This window comes from Stenotrophomonas bentonitica (assembly GCF_002887735.1).
GTDB lineage: Bacteria > Pseudomonadota > Gammaproteobacteria > Xanthomonadales > Xanthomonadaceae > Stenotrophomonas > Stenotrophomonas bentonitica_A.
Genome location: NZ_PKQP01000001.1, coordinates 543,573 through 559,349 on the forward strand (window position 1 = coordinate 543,573; position 15,777 = coordinate 559,349).

The window sequence follows — 15,777 nt, forward strand, 5'->3', positions numbered from 1 at the left end:
GCAGAACGCGACACGTGGTGCCGGTGTGTGAGCGTTACGGTCAGTGCTCGTTCCCTTGCGCTGGATTGCCCATGACCCGTCACACCCTTCTGGCCGCTGCGGTGCTGGCCGTACTTGGCTGCGCCACGGCCCACGGCAGCAACGCCGCCTTCGCCGTCACCCGGTCCGCCTCGGCGGATGCCGACTCCCGTCCACCGCTGCGCACCGCCGCCATGCCCGCCGCCAGCGATACCTACGACCCGACCCAGACCTACGTCGCCGGCTGCGTGGTGATCTTCCAGTCGCGCTATTTCAAGGCGAAATGGTGGGCCAACGTCGGCGAATCGCCCGCGGCCATCGACCCGGCCCAACCATGGCTCTCGCCTTGGGAAGAGATTGCCGAAACCGCACCCGGCTGTGACGATGACACCGGCGGTCCGGGCCCCGGCGGCCCCGATCCGCTTGATCCGGTCGAGATCCCGCTGAGCCAGCTGCTGGCCGACGAGGCCCGCCTCACCGACTTCCCGTTGATGCAGCAGACGCTGGCATCGATTCGTACCTTGCCCAACACCCAGGTCCAGGCCGTCGAGCCACTGCGCGCGGCCAACCCCGAGAACGTGCGCCGGGTCGAAGCGCTGCTGGATGCCGCGCAGTTCGACGACCTCTTCCCGATGCGGGCCCCGGAGTACACCTACCGGGGCTTCCTGCAGGCGTTCGCCAAGTTCCCGGCGATCTGCGCCTCCTACACCGATGGCCGCGATGCCGACGCCATCTGCCGCAGGACGTTGGCAACAATGGTGGCGCACTTCGCGCAGGAGACGGGCGGCCACGATGCGCACAGCCCGATTCCCGAGTGGCGCCAGGCGCTGGTGCACGTCCGCGAGATGGGGTGGAGCGAAGAAACGCCCGATGGCTACGCAGGCGAATGCAACCCGGCCACCTGGCAGGGCCAGACCTGGCCGTGTGGTGTGTTCGAGAGCGGCCCTCACGCCGGTCGCTTCAAGAGCTACTTCGGGCGGGGCGCCAAGCAGCTGTCCTACAACTACAACTACGGACCGTTCTCCGATGCGATGTTCGGCACCGTGCGCACCCTGCTCGACCAGCCCGAGCTGGTCGCCGATACCTGGTTGAACCTGGCCAGCGCCGCGTTCTTCTACATGTATCCGCAGCCGCCCAAGCCCTCGATGATGCATGTGATCGACGGCACCTGGCAGCCCAACGCACGCGACCTCGCCAATGGTCTGGTGCCCGGCTTCGGGGTGACCACGCAGATCATCAACGGTGGTGTGGAATGCGGTGGCAGCACTGAGCACCTGCAGTCGCAGAACCGGATCACGTACTACCGGGCCGCGGCGGCTCACTTCAACGTCCCGGTGCCGGGCAATGAAGTGCTGGGCTGCAAAGGCATGAAGCAGTTCGATGAGGGCGGCGCTGGCGCTCTGCCGATCTACTGGGAAGAAAACTACGATTGGCACGAAGGCAACGTCGGCGGCAAGAGCTACCAGTGCAAGCTGGTGACCTACCAGACGCCGTACTCGGCGCTCAAGCCCGCCGATTACGTGAAATGCGTCATCGACAAGTTCGATAACGTGGACGTGATCGACGACCTGCGCGGTCGCTGAGGGACGACGGGGCGGCGCGGGTGCGCCGCCCCGTGTTGTTTCAGGACGCCGGCTTCAGCTGGGCGGCCAGTTCCACTTTGAACTGCTCGAAGTCCATGCCGTCGGCCTTGGCTTCGGCGTGCGCCGCGTCTTTGAGCGCGTCCGAATACACCAGACGCACCGGGGTGCCCTGGCGTTCGTGCAGTTCAGCGGCCTGCATGATCAGGGCCAGCACCCGCGCTGCACTGGGGGTCTGGCCGGCGATACGGCCGTCCATGCCCAGCACCCACTCACCATCCCGGCGGACAATGCCGGCCAGCAGCGTGCGCTGCTGGTCGCGCAGCTCGGCATGCGGCTCAACCGGCGTGGCGTTGGCCTGCTCACGGTTGGCGGCCTGGGTTTCACGGCGCCGGCGGATGTCGCGGCGCAGCTTGGAGGTGGTCGACATGGGGAAATCCGGACTGCGGCAAAGCGCCAAGGATACCGCACGGGCCCCGGCGGGCCCGTTCTGAAGCGGCTGCGGCCGGCTCAATCCAGGACCTTGCCGTGCCGCCAATAGCCCATGAAGGTGATGGCCTGGCGGTCGATCCCACAGGTCTTCACCAGGTGCCGGCGGATCGCCATCACCGCGCCGGCCTCGCCGGCGACCCAGGCATACAGCCCGCCACCCGTTGCACTGGCCTGCTCCCACAGGATGTCCTGATCGATGTCGATCTCGGCCAGTTCCTGCTCACCATGGCGCGGACCGTAGGGACCGATCCGGGCCCGTACCGCGTCCTGCAGCCGCTGACCATGCGCGGCGCCCTCGCGGGCCAGCCAGAACAGCTGCGCACCGGGCGGTGCCTGCAGCGGCAGCACATCCGCTTCGTGCTCCACCTCCAGGAAGGCCTGCACCTCCGGCGGCTGCGGCCACTGCGCCAGGCCTTCCAGAATGCCGGCCACGGCTGGCAGCGCAGTGTCATCGGCCACCAACAGCACGCGCTTCACCTGCGCCGGCGGCTTCCACTCGTAGCCCTCGCTGCTGGCTTCAACCCGCGCATCCGGCGCCAGCAGGCCGACCCGATCGCCGACACGTGCCTGCATGGCCCAGCGCGAGGCGGGGCCGGTCTCGCCGTGCAGCACGAAATCGATATCAACTTCGCCCACGTCAGGGCGCAGCGCACGGAGGGTGTAGGTGCGCATCGGCGCACGCTCTGTGTCGGGCAGCGCGCGATAACGCGCGTACCAGTCCTCGCCCTGCGGCACCTCGGGGGCTGCCTGGCCGGCGAGCGGGAAGAACACCTTGATGCGCTGATCCGGCCCGTCGGTCTTCATGTTGGCCACATCGGGCGCAGCGAAGACCATGCGGGTCAGCGACGGAGAGAGAACAGTGCGCTGCTTGAGCGCGACATCGAACAGGCGGTAGGTCTGCTGGGCAGCCATGCAATCACCCTGAATTGCGGCGGACGCGGCGTCCGCAGGGGAGCGTATTGGCTGTCGTGGAGCACGAACTGGCTGGCGAAGGCACAGGATACGCCGCAGTCGCACAATGGCAATGCCGCCACGCCTGCATTCTGTGCAGGCGGGGCGTGCGTGTGGCTCACTCGATCGGCGTGAGCAGGTCGCGGCGGCGTTCGCAGTGCCGCTCCCAGTACCAGAAGCTGCCGCCGATGGCGAAGAAGCCTGCGTAGCCCAGGGCCAGATGCAGCGGGTTGCTGCTGAGCATCGGCGAGACCACGCCGGCCACCACGGTGTTGATCATCAGCTGGATGAACATCTGCATGGACGAGGCCAGGCCGCGCTGATGCGGATACATGTCCAGCACGGCCAGCGCCAGGATCGGGAAGATCAGCGCCATGCCGACACCGCCAAGGAAGATCGGCATCACTGCCCAAGGCAGCGCGATCTGCGGCACCGACACCACGTAACCGACGTTCAACAGCGCCGAGACCGCACACAGCCCGAAACCGATCGCGATCTGCCGCTGCGGCACGATCCGCCCGGCCATGCGGCCGGACAGGAACGAACCGACCGTCATGCCGCCGATGGTGGGAATGAACAACCACGCAAAGCCGCCCTCGCCCAGCTGCAGGTGCTGCATCACGAACACCGGCGCGGAGGCGATGTACAGGAAGATGCCGGAGAAGTTGAAGGCGCCGGCCGCGGCCAGACGGAGCAGGCGCGGGTTGGAGCCCATGCGGGCATAGCTGCGCAGCAGCGCGCGCATCGACAGCGGTGTGCGGGCCTCGACCGGATGGGTTTCGGGCAGCCACTTGCCGGTGGCCAGCAGCAGCACCACGCCGAACAGCACCAGGAACCAGAAAATCAGCGGCCAGTCGCCGCCACCGAGCAGGATCCAACCGCCGATGATCGGCGCGATCGCCGGCGCGACGCCGAAGATCATCGAGACCTGGCTCATCAGTCGCTGCGCGTCGGCACCGTGGTACAGATCGCGGATCACCGCACGGCCGACGATCACGCCCACGCCGGCGGTCACGCCCTGCAGGGCACGGAAGACCAGCAGCGTGGTCATGTCCCGTGAGAGCGCGCACCCGATCGAGGCGCCGATGAACAACACCAGCCCGCCGATGATCACCCGGCGCCGGCCGAACGCATCCGACAGCGGGCCGTGCGCCAGGCTCATCAGCCCGTAGAACAGCAGGTACACGCTGATGGTCTGCTGCACCGCGACCTGGTCCACCTGCATGCGGTCGCCCAGCAGCAGGAACGCCGGGAAAATGGTGTCGATCGAGAACGGACCGAACATCGCCAGGCCTGCGAGCAGCAGGGCCAGGCGGCGGGTCGAGGGCGAGGCGGGCGTCATGCGGGCTTCCGTCAGCGGCCATGCGCAATGCACGGCGGGCGCCAGCCCGGAACGGGCGGCGCCAGATGAATACGAGGATCCGGTGATCATAGGCCTTTGCCGCCCCCGGCACCATGGCCAAGCGCGGTTTCCGGGGTCCGTGCGTCCCCGTATTCAGGTGCTGGAAAGGCCCAGCGAGTGGAAGCGCTGGGCTATAATCGCCGGGCTACATGGTGGGAGAAGCGGCGCTTTGTTTTGAAGCACCCGCTGCCGAAGGCGCAACGCCCGTAATCGCTCAGGCCCGATACCACCCGTACCAAAACTCTGGAGAGACCGGCGAGTGCCGGCGCCGAAGGGGCACGAAGCACGCCGATGCGCGCTTTTAAACTCTCAGGCAAAAGGACAGAGGGGCACCCAGGAAGACCGCAAGGTCCGGTGGATCGCTGTCGCCCGCGACGCGCCCTGGCCCGGCCGCCTTCCGAACGTGCGTGCCCACTCTCCGAGATGCCAGCCATGTCCCAGAACACTCCCTCCCTGCGCGAGCTTGAACACAGCCACGCGTTCGTCGAACGCCACATCGGCCCCAACGACGCCGAAATCGCGCAGATGCTCGACGTGGTCGGCCACGCCTCGCTGGACGCGCTGACCGATGCGATCGTCCCGGCCGGGATCAAGTCGCCGGCGCCGCTGGACCTGCCCGAGTCGCTGACCGAAGTGCAGGCACTGGCCAAGATCCGCGCCATCGCCGACAAGAACCAGGTGTTCCGCACCTTCATCGGCCAGGGCTACTACGGCACGCTCACCCCGAACGTCATCCTGCGCAACGTGCTGGAAAACCCGGCGTGGTACACCGCCTACACCCCGTACCAGGCCGAGATCTCGCAGGGCCGCATGGAAGCGCTGATCAACTTCCAGACCCTGTGCGCCGACCTGACCGGCATGGAGATCGCCAACGCCTCGCTGCTCGATGAAGCCACCGCCGCCGCCGAAGCGATGACGCTGGCCAAGCGCTCGGCCAAGAGCAAGTCCGATACCTTCTTCGTGCACGACGCGGTGCACCCGCAGACGCTGGAACTGCTGCGCACCCGCGCCGAGCCGATGGGCATCGTGCTGCGCGTGGGCACCCCGGCCGAGGCGATGGAAGCCGAAGCCTACGGCGTGCTGCTGCAGTACCCGGACACCTTCGGCCATATCGGCGACTACAAGGCGCTGGCCGATGCCGTGCATGCGCGCGGCGGCCTGGTCGCGGTGGCCACCGACCTGCTCGCACTGACCCTGATCGCCGCCCCCGGCGAATGGGGCGCGGACATCGTGGTCGGCAACTCGCAGCGCTTCGGCGTGCCGTTCGGCTTCGGCGGCCCGCATGCCGCCTTCATGGCCTGCCGCGATGCGTACAAGCGCTCGATGCCGGGCCGCCTGATCGGCGTCTCGGTCGATGCGCAGGGCAATGCCGCTTACCGCCTGACCCTGCAGACCCGCGAGCAGCACATCCGCCGCGAGAAGGCGACCTCCAACATCTGTACCGCCCAGGTGCTGCTGGCGGTGATGGCGTCGATGTATGCGGTGTACCACGGTCCGGAAGGGCTGACCCGCATCGCCCGCCGCACCCATCGCCTGGCCGCGATCCTGGCCAGTGCGCTGCGCGCTGCCGGCGTCAACGTCGGCGAGCACTTCTTCGACACCCTCCACGTCAAGGATGTCGATGCCAAGGCGATCCACGCCAAGGCCGCCGCGGCGCGCATCAACCTGCGCGCGATCGACAGCGACGCGGTCGGCATCAGCCTGGATGAAACCACCACCCGCGCCGACATCGTCGCGCTCGGCCAGCTGTTCGGTGCCACGGTGGATGTCGATGCCCTCGACGCCGCCACCGCCGACGCGCTGCCGGCCGGCCTGGTGCGTACCAGCGAATTCCTGACCCACCCGGTGTTCAACACCCACCACAGCGAGCACGAACTGCTGCGTTACCTGCGTTCGCTGGCGGACAAGGACCTGGCGATGGATCGCACCATGATCCCGCTGGGCAGCTGCACCATGAAGCTCAACGCCACCGCCGAGATGATTCCGGTGACCTGGCCGGAGTTCGCCAACATCCATCCGCTGGCCCCGGCCGACCAGGCCACCGGCTACAAGGAACTGATCGACGGCCTGGAAGCGATGCTGGTGGAATGCACCGGCTATGACGCGGTCAGCCTGCAGCCGAACTCCGGTGCGCAGGGCGAGTACGCCGGCCTGCTGGCGATCCGCGCCTACCACCGCTCGCGCGGCGAAGGCCATCGCGACGTCTGCCTGATCCCGGATTCGGCGCACGGCACCAACCCGGCCTCGGCACAGATGTGCGGCATGAAGGTCGTGGTGACCAAGACCGATGCCAACGGCAACGTCGACCTGGACGACATCCGCGTCAATGCGGAGAAGTACAGCGACCGCCTGGCCGCGTTGATGATCACCTATCCCTCCACGCATGGCGTGTTCGAGGAAGAAGTGGTGGAAATCTGCGAGATCGTGCACAAGCACGGCGGCCAGGTGTACACCGACGGCGCCAACATGAACGCCCTGGTCGGCGTGGCCAAGCCCGGCAAGTGGGGCTCGGACGTGTCGCACCTGAACCTGCACAAGACCTTCTGCATTCCGCACGGCGGCGGCGGCCCGGGCGTGGGCCCGTGCGCGGTCAAGTCGCACCTCGCCCCGTTCCTGCCGAAGGTGCTTGGCGGCGAAGGCGATGTGGGCATGGTCAGCGCGGCCAGCTTCGGCAGCGCCTCGATCCTGCCGATCAGCTGGATGTACATCACGCTGATGGGCACCGCCGGCCTGCGCAAGGCGACCCAAGTCGCGCTGCTCAACGCCAACTACATCGCCAAGCGCCTGGCCCCGCACTTCAAGACCCTGTACACCGGCCGCAACGGCCTGGTGGCGCACGAGTGCATCCTGGACGTGCGTCCGCTGGAGAAGACCTCCGGCATCGGCGCCGAGGACGTGGCCAAGCGCCTGATCGACTTCGGCTTCCACGCCCCGACCCTGAGCTTCCCGGTCGCCGGCACGCTGATGGTGGAGCCGACCGAAAGCGAATCGCTGCACGAACTGGATCGCTTCATCAACGCGATGATCCAGATCCGCGAAGAGATCGCCGCGATCGAAGACGGCCGCCTGGACCGCGAGGACAACCCGCTCAAGCACGCCCCGCATACCGCTGCGGTGGTGTCGGCCAGCGAGTGGGCCCACGCCTACCCGCGCGAGCTGGCGGCCTTCCCGCTGGCCAGCCTGCGCCAGCAGAAGTACTGGCCGCCGGTGGCGCGCGTGGACAACGTGTACGGCGACAAGAACGTGATGTGCGCCTGCATCCCGGTCGATGCGTACAAGGAAGACGAGGGCGTGGAGATGTAGGTGTCGACCGATGGTCGGCACGATGCCTGACAGGCGTACCGACCAACGGTCGGTACCTACCTTGATCGGCATGCATCTGGAATGAAAACGGCCCGCATCGCGCGGGCCGTTTTTTGTTGCGTGCCCTTGCGGGGTGTGCCGACCAACGGTCGGCACCCACCACCCGCCCGGGGTCAGTCGGCCCGGCGGCTGGCGCGCACGCGGCGGGCGACTTCGCTGCTGATGGCGATCACCGCCGTCAGCGCGGCCATCGACAGGAACTGCAGGCGCGTGTGCGACTCGGACAGCAGCAGGCCGAAGATCAGCGCCAGCACCCCCAGGCCGATCACCGTGAGGTACGGATAGCCGGCCATGCGGAACGGCAGGCGGGTGCCGTCGCGGTTGGCACGGTGGCGCAGGATCAGCTGCGACAGCAGCGAGATGGTCCACACCAGCAGGCAGGTCGAGCCGACGATATTGAGCAGTACCGGCAGTACCTTGTCCGGGAACAGCAGCTCCATCACCGTCGCCGCAAAACCGAAGAGCACGCTGGCCAGCACCGCGATGATCGGCACCTGGCGCGGATCGGTCCAGCCCAGCACGGCCGGCGCCTCGCGACGCTGGGCCAGCGAGTACATCATCCGCGACGCGCCGTACAGATTGGCATTGAGCGCCGACAACAGCGCGATCACCGCGATCAACGTGATCGCCGTGGCCGCGCCAGGAATCTTGGCCGCTTCGAGCACAGCGGCAAACGGCGAGCGGAGGGCCTCGCTGGTCCACGGCACCACCGCGATGATCACGCTCAGCGAGCCGATGTAGAACACCAGGATGCGCCAGGCCACGGTGCGGATCGCGCGGGCGATGCTGCGCTCGGGATCTTCGGTTTCCGCCGCGGCCACCGCCACGATCTCGGTGCCGCCGAAGGCGAACACCACCACCAGCAGCGCCGCGCCGATGCCGGCCAGGCCCTTGGGCATGAACCCGCCGTGCTCGGTGAAGTTGCGCAGGCCCGGTGAGGCCACGTCCGGCAGCCAGCCCATCAGCAGCGCCACGCCGATCAGGATGAAGCCGACGATCGCGGCCACTTTCAGGATCGCGAACCAGAATTCAAACTCGCCGAAGTTCTTCACCCCGAGCAGGTTGATCGCGGTGAAGAACAGCATGAAGGCCAGCGCAGCCATCGGCACCGGGATCGCCGGCCACACCGTGGCGAGCAGGCCAGCCGCACCGACCGCTTCAGCGGCGATCACGATCACCAGCTGCACCCACCACAGCCAGCCCACCGTGGCACCGGCAGTGGCCCCCATGGCATCAGCGGCGTACACCGAGAACGCGCCGCTGGTCGGCTTGGCTGCGGCCATTTCGCCCAGCGCGTTCATCACGATGATCACCAGTGCGCCGGCCACCAGATACGACAGCAGGACCGCCGGGCCGGCGGCCTGGACGCCCACGCCGGAGCCGAGGAACAGGCCGGCACCGATCGCGCTGCCCAGGCCCATCATGATCAGCTGGCGAGGCTTGAGCGCGTGCCCGAGGCGGGTATCGGCGGGCGGAGTGGCAGGAGCCGGAGTCTGGGATGCGGGCATCGGAATCGATTGGCGGGCAACAAGTGCGACACCATACCCTGTCGGCCGCGCGGCGGCATAGGCCGGAAGCCCCACCCCGCCTCAGGCGGCGGCGCGCTCCCCGATCTGGGCGCGATAGGCCCGGGGCGACAGCCCGACCTCGGCCTTGAACTTCCGGGTGAACGCACTCTGGTCGGTGAAGCCGCACGCCTGCCCGATGCTGGCAATGCTGTCCGGGCCGTGCAGCAGGTGCACCGCCATCTGGATGCGCAGCCGGGTCAGCACCTGCTGCGGGGTCATCTGGAACACCTTGCGGAAGGTGCGCTCCAGCTTGGACAGCGAGAAGCCGGTGATGTCGAGCAGGGTCTGCATGCGCACGTTCTCGGCGTAATGCGCATTCAGATGGGCCAGGGCCAGGCGCAGCTGTTCGTACTGGGTGCCCAGGCTGTCCTTCTGGCCGAGGTCGCGCGAGATGCCGATCAACCCGCGGATCTGCCCGTCCACCAGCAGCGGCCGCTTGCAGGTCAGGCACCAGCCCGGCTCGCGGTTGGCGAACAGATGCAGTTCCATCAGGTTCTCGATGACCTTGCCGGCCAGCACCTGCTCGTCCTGGGTGGCGTAATCGGCCCCCAGGCCGGTGGGATAGATCTCCGCCGCGGTCCGCCCGATCACCTCCTTGCGCGACTTCAGGCCCAGCCGGCGCAGCATGGTCTGGTTGATATGCGTATACCGCCCGTCGCAGTCCTTCATGAAGAACAGGACGTCGGGGATCGCATCAAACAGGGCTTCGATGTCGGCGGGTTCAACGCGCATGCGGCTGGGAAAGACAGGAGAAGACGCGCCCAAGGATACCTGCCCGCGCGCGCCTCACCCAGCGCCCGGGCGCCGCATGTGAAGCGCGGGTGCAAGCAGCGTCGTGTTTTCGCACCTTCGATTAACGCCCGGCCCGCCAGTGTGAGGTGATCCCCCTTCCCGCCAGCTCCCGGAGTCGCCTCATGGCCGCCAGCAAGAAAAGCACGAAGAACGCCCCCGCACCCGCCACCGATGTCCGCGGCGAAGGGGATGAACTGCACCAGCGCGCGGGCAACGGCCACCCCGGGCTGACCACCAACCAGGGCATTCCGGTCGGTGACAACCAGAACTCGCTGCGCGCCACCCCGCGCGGGCCGACCCTGCTGGAAGACTTCATCCTTCGCGAGAAGATCACCCACTTCGATCACGAGCGCATCCCCGAGCGCATCGTGCATGCCCGCGGCAGCGCGGCGCACGGCTATTTCGAGCTGACCCGCTCGCTTGGCGAGTACACCCGGGCGCGGATCCTCAATGAAGTGGGCGTACGCACCCCGGTGTTCACCCGTTTCTCCACCGTGGCCGGTGGCGCCGGGTCGGTCGACACCCCGCGTGACGTGCGCGGTTTCGCGGTCAAGTTCTATACCAAGGAGGGCAACTGGGACCTGGTCGGCAACAACATCCCGGTGTTCTTCATCCAGGACGCGATCAAGTTCCCCGACCTGATCCACGCGGTGAAGATGGAACCGGACCGGGCATTCCCGCAGGCAGCCAGCGCGCACGACACCTTCTGGGACTTCGTCTCGCTGATGCCCGAATCGATGCACATGATCATGTGGGCGATGAGCGACCGCACGATCCCGCGCTCGCTGCGCACCATCGAGGGCTTCGGCATCCACAGCTTCCGCCTGATCAACGATGCCGGCGAGTCGACCTTCGTCAAATTCCACTGGCGGCCGAAGCTGGGCATCCAGTCCACCGTGTGGGACGAGGCGGTGAAGCTGCAGAGCGCGGACAACGACTTCCACCGCCGTGATCTGTTCGAGGCGATCACCACCGGCAACTTCCCCGAGTGGGAACTGGCGGTACAGCTGTTCACCGAGGAACAGGCCGAGGCTTTCCCGTTCGACCATCTGGATTCGACCAAGATCATTCCCGAGTCGCTGGTGCCGCTGACCGTGATAGGGCGCATGGTGCTGGACCGCTGGCCGGACAACTTCTTCGCCGAAACCGAGCAGGTCGCCTACTGCCCGGCCAACGTGCCGCCGGGCATCGACTTCAGCAACGATCCGCTGCTGCAGGGCCGCCTGTTCTCCTACCTGGATACCCAGCTCAGCCGCCTGGGCGGCCCGAACTTCCATCAGATTCCGGTCAATGCGCCCAAGTGCCCGTTCGCCAATCATCAGCGCGACGGACACATGCAGATGAACATCCCCAAGGGACGGGTCGCCTACGATCCCAGTTCGCTGCAGGGCGACAGCCCGCGCGAGACCGCCGATGGCTTCCCGAGCCACGCCACCGCGCCGGATGACGGCCGCAAGGGGCGCGTGCGGGCCGACAGCTTCGCCGATCACTACAGCCAGGCCCGGATGTTCTTCCGCAGCCTGGAGGCACCGGAACAGGCTCATCTGGCCTCGGCGCTGGTGTTCGAGCTGTCCAAGGTGGAGACGGTCAAGGTGCGCGAGCGCACCGTGAGCCATCTGCGCAACATCGATGAGGCCCTGGCCAAGCGGGTTGCCGATGGTCTGGCGATGCCGGCCCTGCCCGAGCCGGCCGCCACGCAGACCCCGGCGCAGGATTTCCCGAAGGCGCCGGAAGTGCGCATCATCGGCCGCACCAAGGACCTGCTGACCGGTCGCTGCATCGGCATCCTGTTCGACGAGGGCTCCGATGCGGCGCTGATCGCCAACCTGCGCAAGGCGGCCGACAAGGCCGGCGCCAGCGTCAAGCTGGTTGCGCCCAAGATCGGTGGCGCCAGGCTCAGTGACGGCAAGACGCTGGCGGCGGATGGCCAGCTGGCCGGTACGCCGTCGGTGGTCTTCGATGCGGTGGCCGTCGTACTCAGCCCCGAGGCGGCAAAGAAGCTGGGCAAGGAATCGGCCGCAATCGATTTCGTCAGCGATGCCTGGGTCCACCTGAAGGCGATCGCCGCCGATGATGGCGCGCAGGCGCTGTTGAAGATCGCGCGTGTCGGCAACGATGCCGGGGTGGTGGAAGCCGAGGATGCCAAGGCCTTCCTTGCCGCCGCCGCTACGCGGCAGTGGGCCCGCGAACCGAAGGTGCGCACGCTCTCCTGAGCGGCGCCACCTTCGTCACCAGACAGGAGCATGACCATGCCGCGCGGTGATAAATCCAGCTATACCGACAAGCAGAAGCGCAACGCCGAGCATATCGAGGAAAGCGAGAAAGACCAGGGCCGCAGCGAAGCGGCTGCGGAGCGCATCGCCTGGGCCACGGTCAACAAGCAGGATGGTGGCGGGAAGAGGAGCGGTAGTGCGAACAAGACCGCCGCCAAGACCACGACGACCTCGAAGACCGCGGCGACGAAGAAGGCAGCGGTAAAGAAAACCGCTGCGAAGAAGGCCGCTGCGAAAGCAGCGCCCGGGAAGGCCACCAAGAAGACTGCAAAAAAGACGGCGACGCAGGCCGCTGAAAAAGCGACGACAAAAACCGCGATCAAGAAAACGGTAAAGAAGGCGGCGAAGAAGACCGTCGCCAAGCAGGCCACCGGCAAACCGGCCTCGAAAACCGCCTCCGGGGCGCATGCGAAAAAGACGGCAGCGACCGGGGGCCGCAAGCGAGCGGCCGGCAAGTCCTGACATACGCGCAGGGCCGACCGTGCATCTACCGCGTGCTGCCTGAAGCAGCACGCGGCAGATCACTTACCGTTGCCCTTACCGCTGCGCTGGCGCGGTGGACGGCCTGGATGGGGTGACCGTTCGAGGCGCTACCGGTTTCACTGGCAAGGGCAACGACTGCAGCCGACGGATCGCGCTGATCGGCACGGCTTCGGCGCGCCGTTGCTCCGGCCACCACAGGAACACGAACGCACTGCTGGATCCCAGCAGTTTCGCGGTGCCCGGCAGCGCTGCAGCGTCACCTCCGAGCACGACCTGCACTGGTGTACCGCCCCTGCCATCGCGGATCTTCTCGGCCGAGCTCAGCGCATACAGCGCCGCGCCGAATGCCATGAAGCAGACCACCGCAATACACATGCCGGTCAGCGGACGCAGCCCGGAGAATTCCCAGTTCATCCACGGCGACTCCGAGAACAGCATCCGCCATCCCCAATGCCGCGCACGCAGGCGTGCCACCTTGGCTGGATTGCGCCGCCGCAGTGTTTCCGGCCAGCCCAGCAGCACTGCCAGCAACGCGCCCACCAGCAGCATCAGCACGTAGGCCGGATCACGCAGCCCGGCCACCAGGAAGTCGCTGACCTGCAGGTAATCCAGGATCGACAACCGGAACTTGAAATAGAAGAAGTAGCTCGACCACAACCCCAGCACGGACAGGAATACGTAGCCCGCACTCACCATCAACGCCGGCTCCTGCCGCAGCAGGCGCCAGATCACAGCCACCATCGAGTCTTCATTGCCGTGCGTGACCGGCAGCAACGACCAATCGGTCGGCGTCTGCTCCGCCGGGACATCCCCGTGAATGCTGCCCTCGTCCCTGTTGCCCATGCGCCCCTCCCCCGTTCGGCAGAGCATCGCGTACTTTGGCGATGGACGGAAGCGGGCCGGCCTTACTGCACGCTGAAACTGGCGACCGTGGCGTGCTCGGTTCCCTCGATGCGCAGGTCGATGGCGAAGCGGTCGCACAGCCGGTGCACGATCGCCAGGCCGAGCCCGAAGCCGGCGCTGCCCTCGCCTTTCGCGAATGGCTGCATGATCGTGTCAGGGTCACCTGCCGGCGCCGTGTTGCGGATGCGCAGTCGTCCAGCCGCCACATCGATGTACACCTCACCCGCCCGGGTATGCGCAAACGCATTGCCGACCAGATTGGCCAGCAGCATGTGCAGCACCGGCCCCGGTACCGGCAGGCTCACGTCGGCTGGCACGTCCACCCGCACCGCCACCGGCTTGCCCTCCAGCAGCACGGCCTGCTCGACCACCACCTGTTCCAGCACCGGCAGCACCGCCAGTGGCGTCGCGTCCTGTTCCACGTTCTCTTCGCGGGCCAGTGTCAGCAGGGTGATGACGGTCTGTTCGAGTTGACGCGCCGAATGCTGGACATGCGCGAGCTGCCGCCGCCCGGCCCCGGACAGGCCAGGTTCGCTGGCCAGCTGTTCGGTGGCACTGCGGATCACCGCCAGGGGCGTGCGCAGCTCATGGCTGGCATCACGGGTAAAGACATGCTCGCGCGCAATGAAGGCACGCACGCGCCCGCTCAGATTGTCCAGGCCGCGGGCGAGCACGCCGACCTCGTCATCGGGGAAGTCCCCCGCGAACCCCACCGGCAACCTGTCCGGCGCCATGCCGTCGACCAGCGCCGCCAGCTTCGACAAGGGACGCGTAGTCCGTCGCGCCAGCCATGCGCCGGCCAGGATGGCGACCACCACCACGGCCAGCCCGGACCAGGCCAGCAGCGCCAGAATCTGGCTGCGCATCGGCCGCACCACCAGCTGCTGGCTGACCTCGGCGACCAGCCATCCCGGTGTACCGGCTCCGCCCGGCGGCAGCGCGCGCAGATGATAGTGCCGCCCTTCGGTGCCGGCGATCTCGCGGCGCCACGGCTCAGCATCGAAGGCGGCCTTGAGATCCGTGGGGAAGCTGGCAGGGGTGTCATGGACCGCCATGAACGCATTGCGCGGTGGCGACCAGGCCCCACTCGCGGCCCGCTGCTCCAGTTGCTGCTGCGCTTCCTGCTCAAGCATTGCGTCGAAGAACCGGTCTTCGACGCTGTACACGAACACCGCCACGTACAGGCCGAACAGGCCGGCCACCGCCAGCGCGAACACCGCGAAGGCCAGCATCAACCGGTTGCGCAGGCGATGCACCCGTGCCGTCATGCGTCGGCCTCCAGCCTGAAGCCGACCTCGTGTACGGTCTTGAGCATCGGCCGGTCGAAGGGCTTGTCCAGCCCCTGTCGCAACAGATACAGATGCGAGCGCAGCGGATCCGAGGGCGGTGCTTCATCGCCCCAGAGGCGCCGGATCAACTCGCTGCGGGTCACCGTACGCGGCCAGGCTTCGGCAAGCAGCACCAGCAGGCGGTAGGCCGTCTGCGGCAACTCGATCGGCTGCTCACCGCGGTGTACGGTCCCGCTGCGGCGGTCGATGCCGAGAGATCCGACGCGCAGCACATGCCCGTCGCGTCGGCCGTGCCGATGGGCCAGGGCCAGGCACCGCGCCAGCAGTTCCTCGCCTGCGAACGGTTTGACCAGGTAATCATCGGCACCGGCCTGGAAGCCGACCAGCTTGTCGGCCAGCGTGTCGCGCGCGGTCAGCATCAGGATCGGGATGTGGCGGTCGGCCTGCTCACGCAGATGGCTGCATACGCGCAGGCCATCCATGCCCGGAAGGGTGAGGTCCAGCACCAGCACATCCGGCGGCTCTGCCAATGCCATCTGCAGGCCACTGCGGCCATCGGCGGCAAAGGCCACGCGATGGCCGCGGGCCTCCAGCAGCGTGGCCATGCCGGCGCGCAACGCCGGGTTGTCCTCGATCACCAGGATGTGCAGGCCATCGTCCATG

General features: G+C 67.4%; 12 protein-coding genes and 1 riboswitch. Of the genes, 4 read left to right on the forward strand and 8 right to left on the reverse strand.

All coding sequences use genetic code 11. The features are described 5' to 3' along the window. Positions 1 to 71: 71 nt before the first annotated feature. A complete protein-coding gene (locus tag C0R07_RS02465) occupies positions 72 to 1,601 on the forward strand; it encodes a glycoside hydrolase family 19 protein (protein ID WP_217350007.1) in 1,530 nt (509 codons plus the stop codon). 40 nt (positions 1,602 to 1,641) lie between these two features. On the opposite strand, the gene C0R07_RS02470 is transcribed toward C0R07_RS02465, so the two are convergent. From C0R07_RS02470 to C0R07_RS02480, 3 genes are all read right to left on the reverse strand, one after another. Next, on the reverse strand, positions 1,642 to 2,028 hold the full coding sequence (locus C0R07_RS02470) for a hypothetical protein (protein WP_070470412.1): 387 nt from the start codon (positions 2,026 to 2,028) through the stop codon (positions 1,642 to 1,644). A gap of 80 nt (positions 2,029 to 2,108) precedes the next feature. Then, on the reverse strand, positions 2,109 to 3,002 hold the full coding sequence (locus C0R07_RS02475) for a siderophore-interacting protein (RefSeq protein WP_102788109.1): 894 nt from the start codon (positions 3,000 to 3,002) through the stop codon (positions 2,109 to 2,111). A 157-nt stretch (positions 3,003 to 3,159) separates the two neighbouring features. Further along, a complete protein-coding gene (locus C0R07_RS02480; protein WP_070470415.1) occupies positions 3,160 to 4,383 on the reverse strand; it encodes a multidrug effflux MFS transporter in 1,224 nt (407 codons plus the stop codon). 293 nt (positions 4,384 to 4,676) lie between these two features. Next, positions 4,677 to 4,778: riboswitch (glycine riboswitch) on the forward strand. A 97-nt stretch (positions 4,779 to 4,875) separates the two neighbouring features. On the opposite strand from C0R07_RS02480, the gene gcvP reads away from it, so the two are divergent. Then, complete coding sequence (gcvP, locus tag C0R07_RS02485) at positions 4,876 to 7,746, forward strand: aminomethyl-transferring glycine dehydrogenase (protein WP_070470417.1); 2,871 nt, start codon at positions 4,876 to 4,878, stop codon at positions 7,744 to 7,746. Positions 7,747 to 7,919: 173 nt separating this feature from the next. Here the strand turns inward: gcvP and C0R07_RS02490 are convergent, their stop codons facing one another. Then, a complete protein-coding gene (locus C0R07_RS02490) occupies positions 7,920 to 9,314 on the reverse strand; it encodes an amino acid permease (RefSeq protein ID WP_046273974.1) in 1,395 nt (464 codons plus the stop codon). Between the two features lie 81 nt (positions 9,315 to 9,395). Beyond that, on the reverse strand, positions 9,396 to 10,106 hold the full coding sequence (locus tag C0R07_RS02495; protein ID WP_019183477.1) for an AraC family transcriptional regulator: 711 nt from the start codon (positions 10,104 to 10,106) through the stop codon (positions 9,396 to 9,398). A 182-nt stretch (positions 10,107 to 10,288) separates the two neighbouring features. Here C0R07_RS02495 and C0R07_RS02500 point away from each other — a divergent pair, with 182 nt between their 5' ends. Together C0R07_RS02500 and C0R07_RS02505 are read left to right on the forward strand one after the other, a co-directional pair. Beyond that, a complete protein-coding gene (locus C0R07_RS02500; protein ID WP_019183478.1) occupies positions 10,289 to 12,379 on the forward strand; it encodes a catalase in 2,091 nt (696 codons plus the stop codon). Positions 12,380 to 12,415: 36 nt separating this feature from the next. Beyond that, entirely contained in the window at positions 12,416 to 12,901 is a 486-nt protein-coding gene (locus tag C0R07_RS02505) for a HupB (protein ID WP_102788110.1), read from the forward strand. Between the two features lie 75 nt (positions 12,902 to 12,976). On the opposite strand, the gene C0R07_RS02510 is transcribed toward C0R07_RS02505, so the two are convergent. From C0R07_RS02510 to C0R07_RS02520, 3 genes are all read right to left on the reverse strand, one after another. Further along, a complete protein-coding gene (locus tag C0R07_RS02510; protein WP_102788111.1) occupies positions 12,977 to 13,765 on the reverse strand; it encodes a hypothetical protein in 789 nt (262 codons plus the stop codon). Between the two features lie 62 nt (positions 13,766 to 13,827). Next, positions 13,828 to 15,093 carry a sensor histidine kinase gene (locus C0R07_RS02515; protein WP_102788112.1) on the reverse strand — a complete coding sequence of 422 codons (1,266 nt, stop codon included), beginning with the start codon at positions 15,091 to 15,093 and terminating at the stop codon, positions 13,828 to 13,830. Continuing rightward, complete coding sequence (locus tag C0R07_RS02520) at positions 15,090 to 15,776, reverse strand: response regulator transcription factor (protein ID WP_070470430.1); 687 nt, start codon at positions 15,774 to 15,776, stop codon at positions 15,090 to 15,092. The genes C0R07_RS02515 and C0R07_RS02520 overlap by 4 nt, the downstream gene beginning before the upstream one ends. Position 15,777 lies beyond the last annotated feature (1 nt).